Origin of the sequence: Chryseobacterium kimseyorum (assembly GCF_025971945.1) — a bacterium.
Classification (GTDB): domain Bacteria; phylum Bacteroidota; class Bacteroidia; order Flavobacteriales; family Weeksellaceae; genus Chryseobacterium; species Chryseobacterium kimseyorum.
In genome coordinates, this window is the sequence record NZ_JAPDHW010000001.1 from 71,491 (window position 1) to 96,397 (window position 24,907).

Genomic DNA, 24,907 nt, shown 5'->3' on the forward strand with positions numbered 1-24,907 from the left:
CGGGTTTTTGCATTTGCTTAAATATTTCTTCAATTACAATTTCAGTATCCTTTAGAATAAAGAATTACCCTTGTTTTTAATCTGTTTAAATGAGCAAATTATCAGCAAATATGTGATTATTTATTTAAAGCCTGAAAGAAAAACCATTTACTTATATTTGCCCCGCAAAGCAAATTCAAATGTTCAGAAAAGTAATCACTGTCTTTATTCTTGGCTTCTATTCGGTTTTTTGTTTGGGCCAGCAGGTTCGTCCTTCAAAATCATCTGAAATTTACCGCGAACTCAAAACTCTCAAAAATATTCCTAAAGTTTTATATCTGGCGGCTCATCCCGATGATGAAAATACTGGATTATTATCCTGGTTGATCAACGAACAAAATGTGGAAACGGGTTACCTATCGTTAACCAGAGGTGATGGCGGTCAGAATTTATTGGGAACAGAACAGGGAGCTGCTTTGGGTTTGATCAGAACGCATGAACTTTTAGAAGCAAGAAAGTTAGACGGTGCCCAGCAGTTTTTTACCCGCGCGATTGATTTTGGGTTTTCTAAAAATACGGCCGATACTTTTAAACAGTGGAATGAGGACATGATTATCGCTGATGTAGTTTGGGTCATCCGAAAATTCCGTCCCGATGTGATCATCTGTCGTTTTCCGCCAACTGCGGCGGCTGGTCACGGACAACATGCAGCATCTGCTGTGGTAGCAGATAAAGCGTTCAGGTTAGCTGGAGATAAAACGGCTTTCCCCAATCAATTAAAATATGTCAATGCATGGCAACCAAAACGTGTGTTATGGAATACTTTCCGATTCGGGTCTAACAATACCACTGCTGAAGATCAACTGAAAATTACCGTTGGGCAATACGATGCGCAGTTGGGAATGGGCTATGGTGAACTGGCAGGATTAAGCAGAAGTCTGCATAAAAGTCAGGGTGCAGGAACGCAGTCTGTAGCCGGAATCAAAACTGAATATTTCAGTCACGTTGCCGGTGAGCCCGCAAAATCAACACTTTTCGATGGCGTAATAAAATCATGGACAGCAAAAGGAAACGCTGATATTGATCAGTCACTGGATAAAATTATTTCTGCTTTTAATTTTAATGAGCCTGATCTAAGCTTGCCCGCCTTGCTCGCGTTACGAAAAAAGGTCATGGCGCTAAAGGATTCAGACCTGAAAAAGGATAAAATAAAATCTCTTGACCAAATTATTTTAAGCTGTGCCGGATTTATGGGTGAGGTTGTGACCAATCAGGCTGAAGCTGTTGCCGGAGATCAGTATAACTTTAAATTAAATTTGATTTCAAGAGCTGAAAATCCTGTTGTTTTGGAAAATGTAAAATGGTTGAATCAGTCTGAAAGTTTTACTAGAAAACTGTCAAAAGATTCATTAATTACTATAGAACATAAAATTCAGATTCCTGCTGATGCAGCACTTACAGAACCGTATTGGTTGGCGAAACCGGTTACGGACGCAGCCACTTTTTCTGTTCCGAATGAAACTTTAATCGGTTTGCCGGAAGCAGAATCACCACTGAATGTTTTGCTTGATCTAAAAATTGGTTCAGAAAAGTTTCAGGTGAGACTTCCATTGTCTTTCAAAAAATTAGATCCGGTGCGGGGTGATGTGGTGGAAGCCATGCGTATTATTCCTGCCTTAGAACTGAAATTTGCTCAGTCGCTATATTTAATTAAAGAAAATGAAGATTTGAATTTAAGCTTAAATTTTAAGATTAATTCAAATAAACAGTTCAGTAATGGAAAAGTCAATCTAATGTTTAACGGAGAAAGGTTAGGTGGCGGGGACTTAAAATCAATCAATGGTAAAGAATTTACAGTTGATTATGTTATTCCAAAAACCATGCTTGCCTCAATCAATTCGAACCGTTTGCAATTGGATGCCAATTTTGTTGCAGACGGAGCAACTTATAATAAAAAACAGGTATTAATTCAATATCCGCATTTGCCTTCTCTTCAATATTTTGCGCCTGCAACGGTTGCTGTGATGAAAGGCGATATTCAGGCGAAGGTTAAAAAAGTAGGCTATGTAGAAGGTGCAGGCGATTTCATTCCGGAGTTTCTGCGCATTGCTGGTATTCGGGTAGATGTCCTGAAAGATGGAGATTTCTATGGGAATCTGGATCTATCTGGCGGTAATGGAAGTCTCACCAAGCTTTCGCAATACGATGCGATCGTAATGGGAGTTCGTGCCAATAACACTGAGAAAAAACTGGGTCGCTGGATGCCATTTTTATGGTCTTATGTTAAAGCCGGTGGTAATCTGATAATGCAGTACAACACCAATCAGGATACAACGGTTGACCAATTGGGAATGTATAACTTCAGCATTGCCAATAAGCGGGTTACGGAAGAAAATGCAGTCGTTACGATTTTAAATTCCGATCATAAATTACTTAATTTCCCGAACAAGATTACTGCGGATGATTTTAACGGTTGGGTACAGGAGCGTGGCGCCTATTTTCCAGATCAATGGGATGCAGCGTATGAACCGCTTTTTGAAATGCACGACACCGGTGAAGAGCCTTTGCAGGGATCAACGTTATATGCCAAATACGGAAAGGGGAATTTTATTTACACGCCGTTGGCATTTTTCAGACAGCTGCCTGCAGGAAATGTGGGTGCTGCACGTTTATTTTTAAACTTTTTATCTGCACAGAAAAACTGATGAGCAATCAATTTAAAAACTGGAATACCTGGTACATACTACTGGCTGCCGCACTGGTAGTTCAAATCATATTTTATTATCTGTTTACTAAATTCTGGGCATGAGCAATATAGACTGGACCGTTCTTATTTTCACACTGGTTGCGGTGGTAGTTTACGGGGTTTTTATCGGTCGTGGACAGAAAAGCAACGAATCTTACCTGAAAGCAGATAACAAAATGCCCTGGTACATTGTGCTCATCGGCATTATGGCCACGCAGGCAAGTGCCATTACATTTCTTTCAGCACCTGGACAGGCGTATACCGACGGGATGCGTTTCGTTCAGTATTATTTTGGTCTGCCTTTGGCGATGATTGTGATCTGCATTACTTTCATACCAATTTTTCAGCGTCTAAATGTTTACACGGCTTACGAATATTTGGAGAACCGTTTTGATAAGAAAACAAGGGTGCTGACCTCGATGCTTTTTCTTTTTTCCAGAGGTTTATCGACAGGAATCAGTATTTACGCTCCGAGTATCATTTTATCAAGCGTTTTAAACTGGAATATTTATCTGACTAATGTTTTAACAGGTGGAATTCTGTTGATTTACACCTATGTAGGTGGTGCCAAAGCAATCGCTCACACGCAAAAATTACAGTTTCTCATTATACTTGGAACGATGGCATTTGCAGGTTATTTACTTATTCAAAATATGCCGAATGGAATTGGTTTTAGTGACGCACTTTATCTGGCAGGAAAATCCGGAAAGCTCAACGTCATCACTACAGAATTTGACTGGAAGGATAAATACAATATCTGGAGCGGATTGATCGGCGGTTTTTTCCTGGCACTTTCTTACTTTGGTACAGACCAGAGTCAGGTCGGGAGGTACATCACTGCGAAAGACAATACGAATGCAAAAATGGGTTTGCTGCTGAACGGGTTGGTTAAAATTCCGATGCAGTTTGCAATTCTGTTGATCGGTGCTTTGCTTTTCGCTTTCTTTTCCCTGAAACCGGCTCCGGTTTATTTTAATGAACGATCTTATCAATTTTTAAAGGACACAAAACCTGAACAGGCAGCGGTTTTTGAAAAAGAGCATCAGGATTTGCAGACAAAATTTAATGCAGAATCGAAAGAAATTTTAAAGTTAAAAGAAAACAACTCTCCTCAACTTCAAAAAACAATTCAGGATTTTAAAAATACACAAACCGAAGTGAAAGAACTTCACGGCAGGGTAGAGGAAGCTATTAATAAGTCAAACTACAACGCTGAAAAAACCGATACCAATTATATTTTCCTGTATTTCGTAAAAAATACCCTGCCTGTAGGAATGATAGGTTTACTGTTTGCCGTTATATTTCTGGCAAGTTGGGGTTCGATTTCTGCAGCGCTGAATTCCCTGGCCGCCTGTTCATTGAAAGATGTTCATTTGATATTTAAAAAAGAAATTCCGGATGATGCAACTGAATTGAAGTACAGTCGCCTACATACTTTAGCGTGGGGAATATTCTCGATCGGTGTCGCGATGTTTGCCACTCAGATGGGTTCACTGATTGAGGCGGTGAATGTTTTGGGATCCTTATTCTACGGGCCGATTTTGGGGATTTTTCTGGTTGCCTTTTACTTTAAAAAAATCAATGGAGCGAATGTATTTATTTCAGCAATTTTAGCAGAAATAGCGGTGATAGCCGTTTATCAGTTCGATATCGTTTCTTTCCTTTGGCTCAACGTCATCGGGGCAGCGGCAGTGCTTATATTTTCGGCAATCGGATTACTGTTTTATAAGCCGAAAGATGTAACTTCGTAGTTGAATAAAAAATCAATAAAAGATAATATGAAAACAATGATTAAAACTGTTGCAGTTGTTTTGGCTACAATGACGGTTTCAGTGAATGCTTTTGCACAGGAAGCTAAAAAACCTGCAAGTCCAGCGGCTACAGCAAGTGGAAAGATTAAAGATGCAAATATTACAATCGCTTACGCGAGTCCATCTGTTAAAGACCGTAAAATCTGGGGTGATTTAGTGGCTTATGATAAAGTTTGGCGTGCAGGTGCCAATGAAGCAACCACTTTTGAAACGAGCAAAGACATTACTGTTCAGGGTAAAAAATTACCAGCAGGTAAATACAGCTTTTTCTTGGTACCTAAAGAATCAGGAACGTGGACTGCAGTTTTTAACAAAGAGTCAAAACAGTGGGGCGCTTACAAATACGAAGAATCTAAAGATGCTTTGCGTGTTGATGTTAAAACAAAACCTTTACAGACAAAACAGGAATCTTTGGTTTATAAAGTAAACAGCAATGGATTCACAATGGATTGGGATAAAATCTCGGTTCCGGTTGAAATAAAATAATTCTTAATTTAAGAAATTTAAATCCCGTTGATTCGGGATTTTTTTTGTTTCAAACTTTTATGATAATTAAATTTCACACTTTCATCAATTCATATTATTCTGATGATTGGATCAATAATGATCCTGAGTGATGCAGAGTTCGAGTTGTAAATTAAAAATTTGCTACTCAACTTTAGTTTTCATTCCGGCAATAATACGTTTTCTGTGGATAAATCCCCAGTCTGCAATTGTATTGGTCAGTTGTTTCAGTGATTTCCCGTACTCTGTTATCTGATATTCCACTGCGACAGGTGCTGTATTCAGTACATGACGGTCGATCAGTTCATTTATTTCCAGATCCTTCAATTCACGGCTGAGCATCTTTCCTGAAATACCTTTAACCTCTTTCAGAAGTTCAGAATATCGCATCGGTTTATAGCACAAACACGCAATAATGGACATTTTCCATTTCCCGTTTAAAATCTCCATTGTGTCACTGATAGCCAATATTTTTTGGCTGCAATCTTTTACTAAATCAAATTCCTGTTCCATACCATTCACTTGGTTACCTGTTTGTCACTATAACTTTTTGTCACTTAGTTACAAATATACACATTGAAATGATAATTTTGCACACAACTTATAAATAAAAAATGGAATTAATTAAAAATTTAAAATGGCGTTACGCTGTTAAGAAATACTCAGATGAGAAGGTCAGTGAGGTAAAAGTCGCTCAAATTGTAGAAGCTGTCAATCTTACGGCTTCATCCTGTGGAATACAACCGTACCGACTGTTTGTCATCACCAACCCTGTGCTGCGCAAAAAGCTTGGTGAAGGTTCATTCAATACGCAGATCTACGATTCTTCTCACTTATTGGTATTCGCAGGATTCAACAAAATCACTAATGAATACATAAATGAATATATTGACATGATGGAAAAGCAGCGGAATTTGGAACAGGGAGGACTGAAATTGTTAGAGGATAGTTTGACGGAGTATTTCTCTATCCAGACACCTGAGCAGAATGCAATCTGGTCAGATAAACAGGCTTATATCGGTTTGGGAACGGCTTTGATTGCTGCGACGGAACTTAAAGTGGATGCAACACCCATGGAAGGTTTTGATCCTATTTTATTTGATGAAGTTTTAGGCTTGACCGAAAAGGGGCTTCATGCTTCAGTAATTTTATCATTAGGTTATCGTGATGCTGAGAACGACTATCTCGCATCAGCAAAGAAGGCAAGACTTCCTATCGATGAATTTTCTACAAGAATAAATTAATATTCTACAAGTGAGTAAAGTTCCTGATATCTCAGGAATTTAATAAAACCATTACAAAGCCCTGATATTGTCTGGGCTTTTTTAATTGATCAATTGCATTTGGGCTTATTTACTCTCTTTGATCGTCTGTTTTAGTTTTAATCAGATTTAACGGAGCGTAAATTTAAATTTGATCTACGGAAATTGCTGTTCAAAGTTTTGTTTCTCATGCTGTTTAAATTTAACATCGTTCTCTGACACTGCTTTGTGTTCATACAGATAAATTAAAATCTTTTTCGAAGTCAGGTATCAAATTTGGAAAACTTTCAAAACCATCAAAATAAAACCAGTTTATAGATGAATAGGCTCTGAATTTGTTATCATTAAAAAAAAACTGGCATGAAAACAGGATTGGTTTGGTTTAAAAATGATTTAAGACTTCACGACAACGAAGCGTTGACAAAGGCGGTTCAGGAATGTGATGAACTGATTTTCTGTTATGCTTTAGAAAAAAGCAATTTCAAAAAACTGGATTTAGGATTTAAAAACTGGGATATTAACCGTTTTAAATTTATCGAACAGTCCGTGGTAGATCTACAGAGAAATTTGGAAAAGGTGGGTGGACATTTGATCATAGGCTCGGATTCCGCGGCAGAGCTTTTACCTGAACTGGTGGAGAAGTACGGTATTTCAGATGTTTATGCGGAGGAAGAATATGCGAGCGAAGAGCTCAATCTGATTAAAGAAATTCAGGACATTTTGCCTAAGGTTAAATTTCATTTTTATTGGGGAAAAACGCTGTATCATAAAGACGATATTCCTTTTACGATTTCAAAAATTCCTCTGTCGAGTAAAGCATACCGAATTCCAGCAGGAAATGAATCGGAGCCAAGAGAAGTTATTAAAGCACCGACCAAATTGAAGAGCGTGAAAAAAGTGAAAAGCACAAAATTCCCATCCTGTACAAAGTTTGATTTTACCAAAAAAGAATATGATGCCGCAGAACCTCTATTGGAAGGCGGAGAAACCCAAGCATTAAAAAGACTTCAGTATTATACTTTTAAATCTGAACTTTTAACGGGCTACCGATGGAGCAGAAACCAGTCACAGGGATTGGATTACAGTTCGAAATTTTCTCCATATCTTGCTTTAGGCTGTATTTCTGCAAGAGAAATTTTTGAAAAGGTAAAAGAATACGAAGAGAAAGTGAAAAAAAATCAAAGCACCTGGTGGCTCGTTTTTGAGTTGGTGTGGCGGGACTATTTTACCTTCAAAGGAATGAAATTCGGAGATAAAATTTTCAAAACCAAAGGTTACAAAAATAAAAAAATCCCTTTCGAAAACAATAAGAAAAATTTCAGGAAATGGTGTGAAGGACAGACCGGAATTCCTTTTGTGGACGCACACATGCGGCAGTTGAACGAGACAGGCTACATGAGTAACCGTGGTCGTGTGAACTGTGCCAGCTACTTTGTTCATGATCTGAATATCGACTGGACTTGGGGAGCTGCATATTTTGAAAGCAAACTGATCGACTACGATGTCACTTCAAACTGGATGAACTGGCACATGCAGGCATTTGAAATTTACTATACGAATCCCATCCATCAGTCGAATAAGTATAAAGCACAGGATTTTATTCGGGAGTGGATTCCGGAATTAAAAGATAGCAATGATCTTGAAGTGTTAATTCCTTGGGAATCTGATTTTCCGGATTATCCTAAACCGATTGAAATCTTTCCGAAGTGGGAGAGAGCGATAAATTTGATTAAAAAGATCAAAGTTTAAAAACTGTTTTTATATTCAGTTTTGGGTGAAAATTAATTTGTTTAGATGCAATTTTCACAGTTGAAGATCATTGCTCGCCAATGCGTTGCAGGAATTTTTTATTGATTTCCTCCTTTACATAATTTTCATCCTCCTGATTTAGAAATCCTAAAGGGGTGTAATCTGTATATTTCTTTTTAAAATTTTCGACTAATTTATAGTATACTTTATCCTTCTGAATGTATGGCGTATGGTACCGGTTAATTTTTTCAAATTCCCTTTCGATATCATTAAAAAATATTTTAAAGTAGCCTCTGTCATTAATTTCCCGTTTCCAGGTTAAAAGCCAGTTTATCTGACTTGCGATTGTATTTGTATTTTCAGGATATCTAAGCTCCTGCTGTAAAAAGAAACGCGGAATTCCGTTTGTGAATTTACAGATTAGGTCATAATCTTTACCCATTCTTTCATTGAAATCTGAAAGGTTCATCTGAGCTATTTTCAAATTCTCCTCATTATTATCGATCGTCTCCTGAGATACATCTTTTTCGATTGAAATTTTATTCACAGCTCCAAATTTTAAGTACTGACAAATATACTGAAGAAATCGCTGCCGCTTTATGTTTGGAAACGTAAAAGGAGTAGTTAACCTGTTAAAGCTTCTTTTAAAAAAATATTCCTAACGAATTATGATAACACTGCACGGTAATTCTTAGGAAGATTAGAAATCATTGGCAAGACAATTGAAGAACAAAAAGCGGATTGTTTTTAATTTGATACTGAATCATCATTTTTAGATCTTCTATTTTAAAAAATAATTATGTTAAGAAAAAAGTAAATGACTGAAAAGAAATTGAAAATCCGCCAGCAGGCGTTTGCACTGACTCTCTGTACCGTTGTATTTATGACGGTTTACAATGCAGCGACCTGGTATGCTTCTTCTTTAGATCAGTTGCCATCCTTCACTTTTGACTTCGAAAAATTTATCCCGTTTCTGCCTCTGTCGATCATTCCGTATATGGCAAGCGGATTTTTTTTCTGCATGGTATTTTTTTCATGTAGAGATAAATATCAGTTGAAAATTCTGACATGGAGAATGCTTTTTGTAATTATTACAGCAGGAATAATTTTCATTACAACTCCTTTACAATTTTCGTTTACAAAACCTGAAGTATCAAATGATGTTTTAAATCTTCCTTTTTTATTTTTAAAAATATTTGACTCACCCTTCAACCAGTCTCCATCTCTGCATATTGCGTTTGCCTTTATCTTCTGGTCAGTGTTCAGAGATCTTACCAAATGGCGGATCTTTTTAATGATCAGTCTTATTCTGGTTGGAATATCTACATTGACTACTTATCAGCATCATGTCATTGATATTTTAACGGGTGCCATTGTTGCTCACATCAGTTTTTTAATTATTCCTTACCGCAAAAATAAATTTGAGTATCGGAATTTCCAGTTCGCAAATTATTATTTTGTATCCGGGTGGATCCTAATCTCAGCCGGTCTGCTGACAGATCATTATCTTGGTAGTGAGGGATTCATATTTTTTCTTCCTGCAATTGCAACATTTATGATTGGGTACTATTATCAGAACAATATTAAAATTTTATCTCCGTTCGTTTTTACTGTGAAACAGAATATTCGCCAGTTCCGAAAAAATTAGTTGCAGAAAATATTTTGATGGTAACTCACGGAATATTCGGTATCTGCAATTTTCAGCGACCGCTAACATATTTTAGTATCTCTGAAGGCTATAGTTAATACTTGTAAACTTCGTCATAAGCTTTATTTTGTTTCATTTTATTTAAACCAACAATATATTAGTTCTTCACAGATCAATAATAATGTTCAGAGAAGAATAATAGTAGAATGATACTGTCAGAACCGAGTTCTTGGTCTGAATATTGTGATGTCAAGATATCTGAAGAAATAGATTTCAGATTTAACACCAAATTACAAAATAGTAAACATTATGGAAAAAAGCATTGTGAATAAGGACAATCAATTCTGTGTGAAAGGTTTCGGTGCATCCGGAGATTTAATTAACGGGAAAAAACTAAAGGAGATGGACGTTGTTCGTGAGAAACCCAAATCCGATGAAGTGCTCATTGAAGTTCTTTATTGTGGAGTTTGTCACAGTGATATTCACCAGGTCAATAATGACTGGAAAAACACACGATATCCTTGTGTACCCGGTCATGAAATTATCGGAAAAATAGTTGAAGCGGGGTCTGAAGTTTCAGATTTTAGAAAAGATCAGATTGTAGGAGTAGGATGTATGATCGACAGCTGCCAAACCTGTGAATCGTGTAAAAATGGTGAAGAACAGCTTTGTTTGGGAGAATATGGTGCTACAATGACTTACAACGGGTATTTTAATGATCCCGAATCTGATTATAATACATTTGGTGGCTATTCCAGTCATATTGTTGTCAATAAAGAATTTTTACTGACACTTCCTGAAAAACTTGAGCTGTCAAGTGCTGCGCCAATACTTTGTGCAGGGATTACCACGTACAGTCCGCTTAAAAATGCCGGCATTAAGGAAGGTTCTAAGGTTGCAATTGTAGGTATCGGTGGTCTTGGCCACATGGGCGTACAGATTGCAAAAGCGATGGGTGCAGATGTTACTGCGATTACGACGAAGGAAGAAAAACGTGATGAAGCGCTGAAGTTGGGTGCTCATCAGGTTATTATTTCAAATGATAAAAAAGACATGGAAGCCCATGAGCTGGCTTTTGATTTTATTCTGATCACAATTCCGACCGCATTTGATATTAATCTATATGTTCCTCTGTTAGCAGTTAAAGGTTCTTTAGTTACTGTCGGACTTTTGGGAGAGTATGATAAACCACTCAATAATATGGAGGTTGCCAAATTCAACAGATCGGTTGGAGGATCATTAATCGGAGGTATCAAAGAAACTCAGGAAGTTCTGGATTTCTGCGCAGAACATGGTATTGCGCCAGAAGTCGAAATGCTTAAAATTGAAGATATTAACGATGCTTTTGATCAGATAAAAAATGAAGATGTCCGTTTTCGCTATGTCATTGATATGGCCAAATAATTGACTTTTTTTAAAAAAATAATAAAGTGCATATACTGAAATGTGCACTTTTTGTTTTTAAGTGGCCTGTAAAATTAATATTCCTGCTGATAAAGATCATTAGCAGACGTAACCTTTGTTTTTTTAATAGCATTTAATGACATTGAATACATTCAAAATTTATTTTTTAAAAAATATTATTAAGTAACTTGAATAAATAAAAAAGGAGACAGCTTATATAAAAGTGTCTCCTTCTTTATGATTAGATCTTTATGTTATTCTGCAAGCTTAAAAACAAATTCGTTTCTCAGATCTTTTTTATAGGCATATTTTTGAGTGGTTGGTGAAACGCCGAAGAGAGGCGAATAGGTTTTTACTTTTACGGTTTTATGGTCAGGATAGAATTCTAAGATTCTTAACCATCCATCACCACCGTTGCCATCACGGTGTCCGCCACCTTCACTCTGCATATCAAATAGCATCTGGTTCACATTTTTCCCATAACTGTTTTGGTCAACACGGAAACCTTCTCCTGAAATATGACCACTCAGTACCAGTTGAAGATTTTGAGATGGCTGTATGAGTTTTTGCCAAATCTGTTCTCCGTTATTTGATTCCGGAAGCTCAATTGATTTTGACTTCTGTGGAATATTGTCAACAAGAAATGGCTCATACATAAACCATGAATTGGCCTTATCTGTTCTTTTATCTTTATTATTAAGAAATGCATGCGTAATCAGAATTGACTGGTGATTTTTATATTGAGGCATTTCCAATACTTTTTTCGCCCATTCTAACGTTTTATTTCTCGGTGCAAATTCAAGGCTGAGAAATAAATAATCCTGCCCATTTAATCCTTTAAGTTCCAGAACTGAGTTTTCCATACTTGGTGCACCAGCGTCATTATAAAAGTTCTGTGCTAGATATTTCTGATTTAATTAATTAAAATTAGAAGGAAAAAACTCATTGTAGCGGGAAAACCTTCTGCCTTCTTCATTAATACTGAAATCATGGTTTCCAGTAGCAGCTACATACGGCACTTTTCCATTCAGTCTCCGGAGAATTGACTGCACAGACTTCCATTGGTCATCTGCACTCTGATCACCGTCGTAGCCCTGGTTCAGAATATCGTTATGTTCCACTAAATCTCCAACCTGACAAACCATTTTAATGTTGAGGTTAGAAATATTATCCTCGATCCATCTTACCATCAGATCCAAAACAGGTTGGTTTCTGTTCCATTTTACGTAGTTTTGGGTGTCCGGGATGAGAATGACGCTCCAGGATTTTTCGTTATCTAATTTTTGAGTCTGAAATTTTTCCTGTGCGAAAACTATTGGAGACACCAGCAGCAGCAATATCGATATGTACTTTTTCATTATTTAGAATTAATATCCGGGATTTTGTTTTAATAATGGGTTTGCATCCATTTCAGATTGTGGAATTGGCCAGTATTCATCTTTATTAATAGTGTAAACAACCTATTGAGTTGAAAAAGATGCTGAAGCCTGCGAATGATTATAAATAGGGTTTGCACTTTCATCAAAACCGGTAACCACCGATTTGTTCCAGTTGTTTGCATTACGGTTCAAGTACAGATATCCATTCATTACATTATTGGCAATTCCCCAACGTCTGATATCGTACCATCTTAATCCGTCATTAGCCAATTCCACTTTTCTTTCATACCGAAGCGCTTTTCTCAGCTGAGCCTGTGACATTCCCGTTGGTAAAACAGGCATTTTAGCACGTGTTCTAATCTGATTAATCATATCATAAACAGAATTATCCAATTGGTTAGCTTCAATTTTTGCTTCTGCATAAATCAGCATTAGTTCTGATAATCTGAAGATCCCCACATTTAAATCTGAATTTCCACTTACTGATGTCGTATTAAAATCTGAAATATCAACTGTTTTTCTCCAGAGATAACCACTGAAAGATCGGTAAGCATTGGTTGCATCAGCATTGTTAACTTGGGCCGGAGCTCCGGCCGTCCAATAGTTATTCACTTTTGTGAAAGAAGCGTGAGGCTCAAACTGATATCCCAAATATCTTGAATGAGGACGTACTGCATACATATCCAACCGTGGATCTCTGTTTTTGAAAGGATTTGCATTGTCATAAAGTGGGGAATCCAGAATGCTGAGGCCGTCGGTCATTTCATAAGAATCGATAAGATTTTGAGTAGGTCCCCAATAACAGACACCCTTACCTAAACGGGATGCTGCATAATACTGCTGATTATGAAGATACCCGGGAACATTCATATTGAATTCTGCCACCCAGATCCATTCTTTGCTCGTTGAAAATCCATTGTGTCCAAAAATATTACTCGGATCAGGTTCTCCATCTGTATGGCTTTTACCTGTAAAATTGACTGATGCATTAAAAGGTGTCAAACTGTAAATACCTGCTGCAGCATCCAATGCCTGTTTCGAGGTAACCGCTGCTGCTGTATATTGTTTCGAGTAAAGTTCAATTCTGGCTTTTAACATTAATGCGGCGATACGGGAGGCGCGCACATTTCCAAACTGCGATTGTGATACAGGAAGCTGAGGTGCAACAGCGCCAAGTTCTGCAATAATAAACTGCTGAATTTCTGCAATCGGAGTCCTTGCGACATTAGCATTGCTTAAAGTAACTGCTGATTTTATTAACGGAACGTCTCCATAAAGTTCGATAAGCTGAGAATAGGCATAAGCACGGACGAATCTCAATTCTGAACCCAGTTCTGATTTTTGACTTGCGGTAAGTCCCGGTATTTCATCAATTTTATCGAGTACTGCGTGACATCTTGCAATGGTTTTATAATGAATTTCCCATGGCTTAATGGTTAATGCATTCGTTGTAGTGATAGAACTTGTGATGGGTGATGTATAATTGGTTCCCGGTCTTGCGTATCCTATATCTGTAATATTATCCATCACGTGCCAGATTGGAGTGCTCGCAGCATCGATTGTACTTAAGTTTCTGTATGCAGCGAAAAGACCCATTTTTCCTTCCTCATACGATGCAGGGAAGCTACCTGATGTTGGCCCGTTCAGCGGTTCCAGATCCATATCGGCACTTGAGCACGAAGTGAGTATGGCAAATAAATATATTTTTAAAAAGTTTTTCATTTTTTTTTTTTTTTATTAAAATTTAACATCAATTCCAAAAGAAATTGTTTTTACCTGTGGATAATAATTTCCGCCTCCAAGCGCAACGCCGTCAGTACTTCCGAGATTGTAATTGATCTCCGGATCATACCCTTCATAAAAATCAGTGAAAGTCAATAAATTTTGTCCGTTGAGGTAGAGGTAAATACTTTGCAGAAATGTATTTTCTGTAAAAGACTTGGGTATTTCATATCCAATCTGAAGATTTTTAAGACGCATATAAGCTGCACTTCTCATCCACTTGGTGGAGTTTTGCGTATTGTTTGTGGAAGTGAGCGAAACACGTGGGAATTCAGCATCGGTATTTTCAGGTGTCCAGTAATCAAGTTGCCAAGGTTTCACAGCACTGGAGTTGACTGCGGGAATCACATAATGTGCATCCAGATAGCCGTCAACTTTTCCGACACCCTGTATCAAAGCTTATAACCTGAAGCCTTTATAATATAAACCCATATTAAAACCGTAAGTGTATCTTGGTAATAGGGGGTTCATTTTTCTCTTCCTGCAATTGCAACATTTATGATTGGATACTATTATCAGAACCATATTAAAATTTTATCTCCGTTCGTTTTTAATGTGGAACAGAATATTCGCCAGTTATGAGAAAATGAAGCATAAAAAACATTTTAATAGGGAATAGAATTCTTAATTTCTGCAGTTGAAAACTTTGTAAAGCTGCTTTTGTTTGATAATCACAGTCATCATGAAAAATTTCTGTAAAATCATTGATCTGTAAGAAAAAAAAAAGTTCCGGCAGATCTTCTGCCGGAACTTTATCATATCACAAAGTAGGTCTACTTCACTATAATTTTCTTTGTCACACTTGTTCCTTCTCCACTGATTTTCACTAAATAAACACCTGCATCAACGCCAGATAAAGTCACATTGTTCTTTCCTCTCTCAAGTTTTTGTTTTGTGCTTACCAGCTTACCTGAAAGATCATAGATTTCGTATTCCGCATTACCTTTCATTACATAATCTATTGTAAACTGACCGTTGGTAACAGGATTTGGGTAAGTCTTAATGTTTTCAGACTGGAAAAGACTACTTTCATTTACCGCAAGTGTCAGACAGTTTCCAACACCCACTGCACACCAGGCATTTTCTACCTGTTGCACTTCATTGGAACCAGCGCCATACAGTACAACAGCCGCCTGTTTTGACGCATTGTAAACTGCAACGAAATTAGAATTATTGGTTAAATATCCACCTGTTAGGGTTTTGTAGGCAATTTTCTCAGCCTTCTGAATGGTAAGACCTGTTACGGTTTTGTTATTATGAGTTCCACCTGCAGACAAAAGGTAGAACCACTTGTTGGCAACGCCACTGTTGATGTGTACACCTCCGTTGTCTGGAGCGTTTGCTCCTGTTGGAGCCCAGTTTGCACCACCATAGATATTTGGTTGAGGAGCACCTCCATTTAAACTTGGTGGGCTGGTTTCCGGATTAGACATACTTCTTAGAAAGCCTGGCGCAAAATTTGTCAAACCTTCACCAATAGTCCAATTGGCTTGCGCTGGCGCAGAATAAAATTCTATTGATGTTCCTAGTATATCGGCAAAAGCTTCATTCAACGCTCCGGATTCACCTTGGTAAGTCAAACCACCTGTTCCGTTTGTGGTTACAACAAGGTGAGAATATTCGTGACCTCCTACATCAATTCCTACGAATGGATTCAGAGACAGGGAAGTTCCCTGTCCATTACCGAATGCCATGGCATAGTAATTATTATTTCCACCTGCAAGCGTTATTGCAGTAGCATTGGCGCCATATCCTGCTGGCACACCTGTATTGATTGTACTGAAATCTACATTGTAGTAGCAGGCGATTGGAGTACCGTTTCCATCAAAATTATTACGGTTATGAATATCAGAATAATAATCATTTGATTTCTGTATAGACCAGTGCACCTCTACGGCAGCTTTTGTACCATTGGCTGTATAATTAGGTATTGTATTACTATATTCTGCAATATAAGGTATAGCAGAAGATCCTGATCCTGTAGTTCTTACCACATATCCATCATTGGTAACTGCCCATCCTGTGGTGGTTCCCCAGTTAGTCGCATCCATCGTCCATACTTTTCTTGCATTGTGCTTCAGTCTGTATTCGCCATTGTTTGAATCAACCACCACAGGCTGGTTTCCTTTATAATAGGTAGTGCTTGTTCCTGGAGTATCAATAAGTAACGAAAATTGACTTTTCTGAGGTACAAGATTTAAATTACAGTTATACGTATGAATTAGTTTATGACTGTCAATATTACCAATATGGTCGCTGTGAATAAGAGTATTGCTGTTAAATATTTGCTTGGTTATATTATCAATATAGTATATTTTGGAGAAAATAGGCTTTACTGAAGAATATGCAGAAACCATCGTACTGTTATTAAGCTGTAATTTTCCTGAATCAATCTTTTTAGAAATGACGTTCTCAATAATAGAAAGTGTAAGGTTTTCAGAATCAGTTCTATTATCTGAAGCAATAATGTTTTTGAGTTCCTGAGATGAAACTGGATTGTGAATGAAAATTTGATCAATTTTCACAAATTCTCCGTTGACGAATAAAACTTTTCCATCTCTCTCATGCACTACAATAATATCGCTCTGCACTTTTATATCTTTGTAGAAATGCTGATAAATGGTTTTCTTTATTCCCAATTCATCTTTCCAGGTTTTTTCAACCTTAAAAGTATCATATTTACCTCCGCCAAGCCATTTTCCTAAAGAAGAAATCAGGGTTGATTCAGACAAACTGCTTTCCGAAAAATCAGAATAAAAAACGCCCAGGTCAGAAGTTTTCTGTATTGCCGGTAAATTTGGAGATGAGTGATTGGTATTTTCCTTATTATTTTGAGCAGATAAAGTTTCTGTGCTTACTGCCGCCAAAAATAAAACAGCCAATGCTTTTGAAATGATAAGTGTTTTTTTCATAGATATTTTGATTTATTTTCTACAGTTAGTATTAAATATTCAAAAATGTTACATCTTTTATTGAAATATATTTAAAATAAATCTATTTATGTAGTCAAATGGTTTGTACTATCTATGTATTTAACTACTGATTATAATTATAATCAGTTATCACACGTTTATTCAAGAACTTTTAATAAAAGATGTTTGTCAATATAATCCAGTTTTATTCCGATGACAACAGCAATCACGATCACCAAGCACAAAGCTACAGTTAGCAGAATATAAGATGAGATAAACCATAGAATTGTATTTAAAATATGCCCTTTGAGCCCAAATTTCGATTTTAAATATAATTGTGATCTCTCAAACCAAGACTTCTTTTCACTAGCATAAGATTGTACTGCAATACCGTTGAGTTCATCTATTACCGAAACAAGTTCAGAAATATGTCTTCCGTACATATAGTGTATCCAAAATCGAATCATGATAAAAACAACAAGAACTGAAAGCAAAAAACTGAAACCAAAAACAGTGATGTAATATACATTGTCCAAATGAAAATTAACATTGATAAGGCTGATTAAAAATGCTAAAGGAATATAGGAGATATAGTAAGAAATATAAATTTCCTTACTTACCAGAAGTTGGGTTTTCATATTGAAAAGATCATAATTGGTATTGATTCCCGTGGTTCTCAACATTCTGTAAAGCTTGATAAAGCGGGTGTAAAAATAAGTCATGAAACCTATGGTCAAAAAAACCTCAAAAGCAGCAATCCTTGTAATATTAACGTTGGTATTGTCGAAAGGAAAACCATACAAGAGGCTTGGTAAGGTGATGATTAAAAGCCAGAATTCGGTCTTCATGTTAATTCTGATCATTTCCAGAGGAGAAAAAATTTCATCCTGCTTTTCCAGAGGAACTTCTGGAAGAGCTTCCTGATCTTTATTCCAAAATTCCTTTAAATTATCTATTTCCATATTTTTCTGTTTTTATTTTTTCTTCGCTATTAAATTTTTTAATTTGGCTTTTGCCCGGTTCAGCTTTACGCGTGCGTTGACCTCAGAAACTCCCAACTGCTCAGCAATCTGTTTACCACTGTAGTCTTCAAGAAAATAGAAAATCAAAGCCTTATCAACGACAGAAAGCTGATGAATGGCGTCATACATCAGCTTTATATTGCGGTCATCCTCATCACTGTACTGATCCTGCTGAATCAGAATGTTTTCAAAACTTTGATTATTAATAAAACTTCGCTTTTTTTTACTTTTCAAAAAAAGAATAGCCGTGTTGAGTGCAGTACGGTAGAGCCAGGTTGCGAAATCACTTTTGCCCTGAAAGTCAGCATAGGACTTCCAGGTCTGGTAGATAATTTCCTGATAAAGATCTTTCTGATCATCAAAATTATCCATATACATTTTGGAGATCTTAAAAATAACCCCCTTATGTTTATCGATTTTTTCGAGATACTCTCTTTCTTTCCCCGTCATGAGTTCTAAACTCTTCAGTTAGTATAATAATTCTCAAAATGTTACATACATTCTGAAAGAATATTGAATCTGTAGCAAGAATTGTTATCAAACCCATAAATAAATCTCTTTAAATTATTGATTTTTGATAACTTTTATTAAAATTTCCAACATCCAATTAGCTTCAAACACTAAAACAATTTTTGAGCAATTCAACTCGAGCACACTAATATAACAACGCTCAATCGCGTAAAAGCCTTACGAATCTGATATGATATCTTGCAAGCCCGAACGCAAATCTTCGAACGGCAGTACGTCAACAAAAAATAATCCCTCGCAAAAATTTCTTCAAATCAGGGATTATTTATTTTTTTGGTGTTTCATTAAATTAGTCGGCTGTGATCGACATCCTTAAGGTTTTAGAAACCTTATTTTCAAAACTATCTTTGACGAATTATTTGCTGTTTCTCTTATTTTAAAATTTTTAGAAAAGAATGAAATTCCGAAGAGAGGTACCTGCTGCCGTCATCCAATAATATTTTCGTTTATTATTTTTACTTATCCCTCCGTTGATCCATTACAGATTCTGAAATCGGTTTCAGAATCCTTCTTCTGTTTCTATTCGGAAATGTGAATCCAAATTTATCTGCTTCATCTTTTATCAGATTTTCATCCGAAAAAGAGAAGAGCATTTTATTCTTTCTGTAAAAATTAGAAACTTCCTGTTGTGTGGTTTTAAAGATAATGGAGTCTAAAGTATGTGAATTTTTAAGAGAAGCAGAGTGTTTCCAGAGATGTACAAAAATTTCCTGCACCACATCTTCAACATCTTGCGTAGTGGAAATAAACTTTTTGACAAAAAAGTATACCTGATGTTTGTAATCTAAATATATTTTTTCAAAATATTCCATTGCAAAGGATACATTTATTTCAATGTTTGGCAAAAGTAATCAATTCGTGTTGCGCTAATATGACGCTAATATTACATTTTGCTTTTTGCAACCAAATAAGGATTTATAATGCTTAGCCTAACTGTACACGGAATGTGAAACAGGTCTGTTCCTCATCTGAATGTACGGTAAGTTCACCGTGATGAGCTTTTGCAATCTCTGAAGCAATGTATAAACCCAGACCGAGTCCATTGCTGCTGGCGTGATCTGAATTCCGGTGAAAAGGATGGAAGAGGTGATCCAATATCGACTGAGGAATAGGTTTTCCACGGTTGATCACTGAAATTTCCCAAACATGACCATTAATCTCAGCGTGTAATACCACAGGATCGGTAGCCGAACCGTGGGTGAGTGCATTGGCTAACAGATTGGAAACCATTTGAGATAGACGCGCAGGATCGCATTCTACAGGTCGGCTGATTTGGAAACTGGATTCAATATTTCGTTCCGGCCACGCGATGGAAAGTTCTGCGCTGATATTTTTAAGTAAAAGTTCCAGATCAATACGCTCCGGATGAATAGTAATTCCTCCTCCAAGACGTCCGCGGGCAAGATCCATAATATTATTGATCATCTCAAGCATACGTTTTGAACCGGCTTGAACAATGTTGATCATTTTCCGATCTTTTTCGTTCATCTCATTTCTTGCCAAGAGTTGAGAAGCGCTCATAATTCCTGCAAGTGGATTCCGTAGATCGTGTCCGAGCACAGCAATAAACTGTTCGCGTATTACAGCCTGCTGTTGCTCCAGCAAGAGACTGGATTCTGCAAGCTGCTTAGATTCCTGAAGATTATCCTCATATATTCTGCGGTCTGAAGCACGAAAGAGTGTAAATCTTATAAATTGTGTTTTTCCTTCTTCATCTTTTTTCTCATAGCCATTAATGAAAACGGGAATTTTCCCATTTCCAGTATCCGCAAGTTCAACAGCAACCTCATCAAAATAATGCTGCATTCTCAATAAAGGAAACAGGTGGGTTTCGAAGTAAATTCTGCCTCCCACAGAGAGAATGTCTGAAAAACGTTTTCCTTTCACTTTTTCAGGATCAATGTTGAGCCATTCACCGACCTTTCTGTTGACCCTTACGATAATACCATGATGATCTGTTGTAATAAATCCACAAAGTGCTGATTCAAAAAAATCATTGAAATCTTCATCCGCTAAAGGCAGTGATTCATTAGGCATATAAAAAGTTGTTGATCGATTGTATGGTTTCTTCAGGAGCACTCAGGTTTGGACAGTGTCCCGTAGCATCCATCACAACCAGCGTACTTTCAGGTATCTGATCGTGCATATACTGACCTACCTCCACAGGTGCGATAATATCGTTGCTGCATTGTAAAATTAATACAGAAACTTTTGTATTTTTAAGAATGTCACGTTTGTCTGTCAGAAATGTAGTTCTTGCGAAATGCTTCGCAATATCTGGATCGGTTTTACAGAAACTGTTGGAAAGTTCCTGTGAAAGTTCTTCTCTTTCAGGATTTCCCATAATGATTGGTGCGATAGACATCGACCAGCCTAAGTGATTCTTATTCATCGAGTCGAGAAGTTCGTTGATTTCTTCTTTGCTGAATCCACCGATATAATTATCCTGATTAATGTAAGAAGGAGAGGGACTGACCAAAATTAACGTTTTGAAAATATGAGGAGACTTATCTGCAGCGATGATACCCATAATGGCACTTACAGAATGTCCTACGAAGATGCCATCTTTAACATTGAGTTCATTAGCAATCTCAATAATATCATTGGCGTAACCTTCGAGATGGTCGTATTTTTCGAATGAGTATGCAGAGAGATCAGAATTGCCAGCTCCCACATGATCGAAAAGAATAATTTTAAAACGGTCTTCAAATGCTGGATATACAAATCTCCACATATTCTGGTCACATCCAAAACCATGTGCAAACATCATAACCTCGTTGCCGACACCTTTAGTAATAACATTATTTCTTTTAAGTACACTCATTCAAACCGAATATTTTTAGTAAAGATAGGTGTTCTTAATCAAGTATGTACAAGTTTATTTAAATAAGAGAAAGTAGAATTTGTTAGAATATGTTGTTTGAATAAATAATTCTTCAGATAAAATGTAAATCGAATTGAAAATATTAGTCTGAGACGTAGCTTAGATAGGCATCGGGATGTCTTTATCAATAATTTTTTTTATTCTGTACAGTAAATTATCAATATCGAAAGGTTTCGTTATAAAATCATCAGGTTTGCACAGGCTGCTTAGCTCGTTTAGCTTAGCATGCGCACTCATAATCATAACTGGGACACCGTCGTTGGATACATCACACTTAATTTCTTTGCATAAATCTACGCCAGATCCATCAGGAAGCATGACGTCAAAAAGGTAAAGATCAGGGTTAATGTTGTGATCTCTTGCCGCAAACTCACTTACACTGGCAAATGACTGCACCAAATAATCTTCAGAAATTAGGAATAATTCCAGAATTTCTCTGATTGCCTGATCATCTTCGACCAAAAATATCTTTCTCATACTTTTACTTAGCAAGAATAGAACCAAGAAGTGTTTATCCTTAACTACTTCGAATCGATATTCTTAATTTTTTTAATTGTTAAACCTTATCTTCATATCACTAATCAACTTCAATACCAGACTTCATCATCAATGTCAACCAAAATATATTCCTTTCTTAATACTTTCTAATCCAATCATTTTATTTAAATAAAATTGTACGTTAGATAAAAATGTCGATTGGCCTATGTTAGTCAAAAATATTGTCATAAAAAAACTCCTTAGAACGTTTGTTTTCAGGAGCTTTATTTACAGGTTTTATTTCGATTCTAATTGAAGAAAATTTGGTAGCGTTGGAATTGATCTAAATTTAGAAAGGCTTTTAACATTGTCAGTCAGGCAGTTCATCAATGGTTTTAGGTTCTATCCGTGGCGCTGCATTCATATGATGACGGTATTTAGATGAGGTTTCATAGGCGAGCTTTCTTACACGCATGATATTACCGAGCGGTCTGTGTTCTGGAAGGCAGTGGAATGGATTAAAGCTCAAAACATCATCACCATACACTCTTCGTTCCGGGCTGAACGTGTTTTGCGGACTGATAGTCAAACTTGCGATTGCCTGAAACGGACTGTCTTCTTCCATCCATTGAACAGAACCGTCCTCTACCGGCATTTTTTCAAGATCTGTACACAACTGTGCAGACAGTTCGTAAACAGCAGTTTGATTTTCAAAAAAGTTTTTCACAATAGTGGTTAGAAAACTTTCCGGTTCACTCTTCATTAAATCTTCATCCATATCTTTCCCGTGAAGTGATGCAACATTCTCCGATTTCGGAGCGATAGAAATTTTAGCCACGTAATCTCCGTACCGTATTGCGGCCATACTGAAATAGCGGTCACCCAAAATATGCGATCCGGGTATGCTGAAATGATTGGGGTCTTCTTCTTTTCCAATTAAATTTTTAATTTTTCTTCCCGCAACAAGCATTGCACCCTGAACACTCTGAAAAAGCTCAGGAGTATTAATATATTCCTCGACTTTTTTCTGCTGATCAAGATAATCTTTAACTGTTCCTGTTGGAATGATCGGGTAGTTGACTAAAAGAAAATCCTGAGTTAAAGCATCTCTATCTTCGTCTAAAAACTTTTCGCCTTCCACACCGATAATTTTAATGGCCATTCCACGCTGAGAAGATTTTTTGTCTGGCTCTATCATTCCTGGTGCAGTGGAGAACCGGATGATTACCGGATATTTCCGCGGTTCTTTAAAAAGACCTTGAGCCAGATGTTCCGGTAGATTGCCATAAATTTCCAATTCTCCGCGAAGAATTCCATGATTTTTGGCATGAGCATCACGTACGGCATGACGATATCTCTCAAACATTATTTTATTAACTCTCGCCATAGATTCTACCACGGCGCGGCTGTCTTCATCTTCGTTGGGTTGCTTTACTTCGATCTCGTCTGAATATCTTACATAATTTTTAATGTCATTGTTTTCTTGCTGATTCATAATATAGATTGATTTGGTAATGTTGAATTTGCTTGTAATGATTATCTCTTATTCTAAAAATAAATCCCCAATTTAATCATGGGGATTTTTATATTTTCAAATTTTAGATTTAGCAATATTATTTGAGAGCTGCTTTCAGTTGTTCAGCAGCATAAGCCTGAGCTTCCTTTGCCTGTGGTACCACGATGGCCATCCCGTAGAATTCGTGAGTAACACCATCGTAATTTTTGCTGTTCACCTTTACTCCTGCAGCAGAAAGCTTATCAGCCAACATCGTTCCGTCGTCATGTAGCGGATCGATTTCTGCAGTGATAATCGTTGTTGGAGGAAGTCCTGCCAAATTAGCATTTATGAGAGAAATCCTTGGATCTTTCGCTTCATTCATATTATTCAGGTAATGTTTTGTGAACCATTCCATCATGGCTTTGTTCAGAGGTTTTGCGCCCGCGTACTTCGTATATGATGCAGTATTCATATCAGACTGTGCAATCGGATAGACAAGAACCTGATGTAGAGGGATCATAATCTTTTTGTCTCTGGCCATTATAGAAACGTTGGCGGCAAGATTTCCTCCGGCACTTTCACCGACCACTGCGATTTTTTTAGCATCACCTTTAATTGTTGCGGCATTTTTAACTACCCATTCATAAGCAGCAAAAGCATCATTGTGTGCGGTAGGAAATTTATTTTCCGGAGCTAAACGATAAGCTACAGATACCACTACTGCCTCTGTTTGTTCTGCCAATCCCTGCGCCGACGCATTGTAAACGTCAAGATCTGCAATAACGAAACCTCCGCCATGGTAGTAAACGATAATAGGGTACGATGCTTTGCCGGTTTTCGGTGTATAAACTCTGGCGTGAATTTTACCGCCTGCAACATTTATATTTACTCCTGTCGTATCAACCTTAGGTGCTGGAACTGCAATATTGTTTTCCTTCACCAAATCCATAACCGCATCGGTAGGTGTATGATTTTTTCGGGCTTCTTCCGGAGTTAGAGTTTCAATGGGTTTGTCGCCATAGCTTGCCAGTTTTTCCATAACAGCCTGCATTTCGGGTTTGATTGTTTTCCCCCATTCCGGTGTAGCTCCTGTCGGTTTCAATTGAGAAACATTTACAGAATCTGCAGACTTGGGATCGACAGACTGTGCTGTTTCATTTTTTTTTGAGCATGATACTGCCACGGTCAGTGCACATGCAGCGATTGACCATTTAATCAATTTGTTGTTCATATCAGATAATTTTGTGATTGGAAAAAATTTATCTAATAATGTGCCAATAATTATTACATAATGTACTTATATAATCAATATCATTTAAATA

The 24,907-nt window shown here is 37.0% G+C and carries 21 protein-coding genes and 1 pseudogene; 7 read left to right on the forward strand and 15 right to left on the reverse strand.

From position 1 onward, the window contains the following. Window positions 1–179: 179 nt before the first annotated feature. The 3 genes from OMO38_RS00355 (at window position 180) to OMO38_RS00365 (ending at window position 5,022) form a co-directional block, all read left to right on the forward strand. Window positions 180–2,684, forward strand: coding sequence for a PIG-L family deacetylase (locus OMO38_RS00355; RefSeq protein WP_264748262.1), 2,505 nt, complete (start codon window positions 180–182; stop codon window positions 2,682–2,684). Between the two features lie 100 nt (window positions 2,685–2,784). Continuing rightward, window positions 2,785–4,476, forward strand: coding sequence for a sodium:solute symporter family protein (locus OMO38_RS00360; RefSeq protein ID WP_264748263.1), 1,692 nt, complete (start codon window positions 2,785–2,787; stop codon window positions 4,474–4,476). Window positions 4,477–4,503: 27 nt separating this feature from the next. After that, entirely contained in the window at window positions 4,504–5,022 is a 519-nt protein-coding gene (locus tag OMO38_RS00365; protein WP_264748264.1) for a DUF2911 domain-containing protein, read from the forward strand. 162 nt (window positions 5,023–5,184) lie between these two features. Here the strand turns inward: OMO38_RS00365 and OMO38_RS00370 are convergent, their stop codons facing one another. Next, complete coding sequence (locus OMO38_RS00370) at window positions 5,185–5,553, reverse strand: winged helix-turn-helix transcriptional regulator (protein ID WP_264748265.1); 369 nt, start codon at window positions 5,551–5,553, stop codon at window positions 5,185–5,187. A 101-nt stretch (window positions 5,554–5,654) separates the two neighbouring features. Here OMO38_RS00370 and OMO38_RS00375 point away from each other — a divergent pair, with 101 nt between their 5' ends. Together OMO38_RS00375 and OMO38_RS00380 are read left to right on the forward strand one after the other, a co-directional pair. Beyond that, window positions 5,655–6,284: a nitroreductase family protein gene (locus OMO38_RS00375; RefSeq protein ID WP_264748266.1), complete on the forward strand. Its 630-nt coding sequence runs from the start codon at window positions 5,655–5,657 to the stop codon at window positions 6,282–6,284. 378 nt (window positions 6,285–6,662) lie between these two features. Beyond that, the gene (locus OMO38_RS00380; RefSeq protein WP_264748267.1) at window positions 6,663–8,051 is read left to right on the forward strand and encodes a DASH family cryptochrome; all 1,389 of its coding nucleotides are present in this window, start codon (window positions 6,663–6,665) and stop codon (window positions 8,049–8,051) included. 67 nt (window positions 8,052–8,118) lie between these two features. Here OMO38_RS00380 and OMO38_RS00385 read toward each other — a convergent pair whose 3' ends face one another. Next, window positions 8,119–8,598: a hypothetical protein gene (locus tag OMO38_RS00385; protein ID WP_264748268.1), complete on the reverse strand. Its 480-nt coding sequence runs from the start codon at window positions 8,596–8,598 to the stop codon at window positions 8,119–8,121. A 270-nt stretch (window positions 8,599–8,868) separates the two neighbouring features. Between OMO38_RS00385 and OMO38_RS00390 the strand changes: the two genes are divergently transcribed. Beyond that, window positions 8,869–9,699, forward strand: a complete 831-nt coding sequence (locus OMO38_RS00390; RefSeq protein WP_264748269.1) for a phosphatase PAP2 family protein — start codon at window positions 8,869–8,871, stop codon at window positions 9,697–9,699. 309 nt (window positions 9,700–10,008) lie between these two features. Beyond that, a complete protein-coding gene (locus tag OMO38_RS00395) occupies window positions 10,009–11,103 on the forward strand; it encodes an NAD(P)-dependent alcohol dehydrogenase (RefSeq protein ID WP_264748270.1) in 1,095 nt (364 codons plus the stop codon). A gap of 254 nt (window positions 11,104–11,357) precedes the next feature. Here OMO38_RS00395 and OMO38_RS00400 read toward each other — a convergent pair whose 3' ends face one another. The 13 genes and pseudogenes from OMO38_RS00400 to OMO38_RS00460 form a co-directional block, all read right to left on the reverse strand. Beyond that, a complete protein-coding gene (locus tag OMO38_RS00400; RefSeq protein WP_264748271.1) occupies window positions 11,358–11,966 on the reverse strand; it encodes a metallophosphoesterase family protein in 609 nt (202 codons plus the stop codon). A 54-nt stretch (window positions 11,967–12,020) separates the two neighbouring features. Then, the gene (locus tag OMO38_RS00405; protein WP_264748272.1) at window positions 12,021–12,461 is read right to left on the reverse strand and encodes a metallophosphoesterase; all 441 of its coding nucleotides are present in this window, start codon (window positions 12,459–12,461) and stop codon (window positions 12,021–12,023) included. Between the two features lie 9 nt (window positions 12,462–12,470). Further along, window positions 12,471–14,204: pseudogene (locus OMO38_RS00410) on the reverse strand (RagB/SusD family nutrient uptake outer membrane protein). Window positions 14,205–14,219: 15 nt separating this feature from the next. Beyond that, complete coding sequence (locus tag OMO38_RS00415; RefSeq protein WP_264748273.1) at window positions 14,220–14,660, reverse strand: hypothetical protein; 441 nt, start codon at window positions 14,658–14,660, stop codon at window positions 14,220–14,222. A gap of 377 nt (window positions 14,661–15,037) precedes the next feature. Next, a complete protein-coding gene (locus tag OMO38_RS00420) occupies window positions 15,038–17,176 on the reverse strand; it encodes a M4 family metallopeptidase (RefSeq protein WP_264748274.1) in 2,139 nt (712 codons plus the stop codon). Between the two features lie 158 nt (window positions 17,177–17,334). Next, a complete protein-coding gene (locus OMO38_RS00425; protein ID WP_264748275.1) occupies window positions 17,335–18,138 on the reverse strand; it encodes a hypothetical protein in 804 nt (267 codons plus the stop codon). Between the two features lie 12 nt (window positions 18,139–18,150). Continuing rightward, complete coding sequence (locus OMO38_RS00430; RefSeq protein ID WP_264748276.1) at window positions 18,151–18,648, reverse strand: RNA polymerase sigma factor; 498 nt, start codon at window positions 18,646–18,648, stop codon at window positions 18,151–18,153. 533 nt (window positions 18,649–19,181) lie between these two features. Beyond that, window positions 19,182–19,538 (reverse strand): RNA polymerase sigma factor, encoded by a 357-nt coding sequence (locus OMO38_RS00435; RefSeq protein WP_264748277.1) that lies wholly within the window; start codon window positions 19,536–19,538, stop codon window positions 19,182–19,184. Between the two features lie 112 nt (window positions 19,539–19,650). Next, window positions 19,651–20,763, reverse strand: a complete 1,113-nt coding sequence (locus OMO38_RS00440; RefSeq protein WP_264748278.1) for a PAS domain-containing sensor histidine kinase — start codon at window positions 20,761–20,763, stop codon at window positions 19,651–19,653. Continuing rightward, on the reverse strand, window positions 20,756–21,550 hold the full coding sequence (locus OMO38_RS00445) for an alpha/beta fold hydrolase (RefSeq protein ID WP_264748279.1): 795 nt from the start codon (window positions 21,548–21,550) through the stop codon (window positions 20,756–20,758). Before OMO38_RS00445 ends, OMO38_RS00440 begins: the two co-directional genes overlap by 8 nt. A gap of 159 nt (window positions 21,551–21,709) precedes the next feature. Continuing rightward, window positions 21,710–22,087, reverse strand: a complete 378-nt coding sequence (locus tag OMO38_RS00450; RefSeq protein WP_264748280.1) for a response regulator transcription factor — start codon at window positions 22,085–22,087, stop codon at window positions 21,710–21,712. A 370-nt stretch (window positions 22,088–22,457) separates the two neighbouring features. Continuing rightward, the gene (locus OMO38_RS00455; RefSeq protein WP_264748281.1) at window positions 22,458–23,582 is read right to left on the reverse strand and encodes a catalase family protein; all 1,125 of its coding nucleotides are present in this window, start codon (window positions 23,580–23,582) and stop codon (window positions 22,458–22,460) included. 118 nt (window positions 23,583–23,700) lie between these two features. Continuing rightward, window positions 23,701–24,816, reverse strand: coding sequence for an alpha/beta hydrolase (locus tag OMO38_RS00460; protein ID WP_264748282.1), 1,116 nt, complete (start codon window positions 24,814–24,816; stop codon window positions 23,701–23,703). Between the last annotated feature and the right edge of the window lie 91 nt (window positions 24,817–24,907).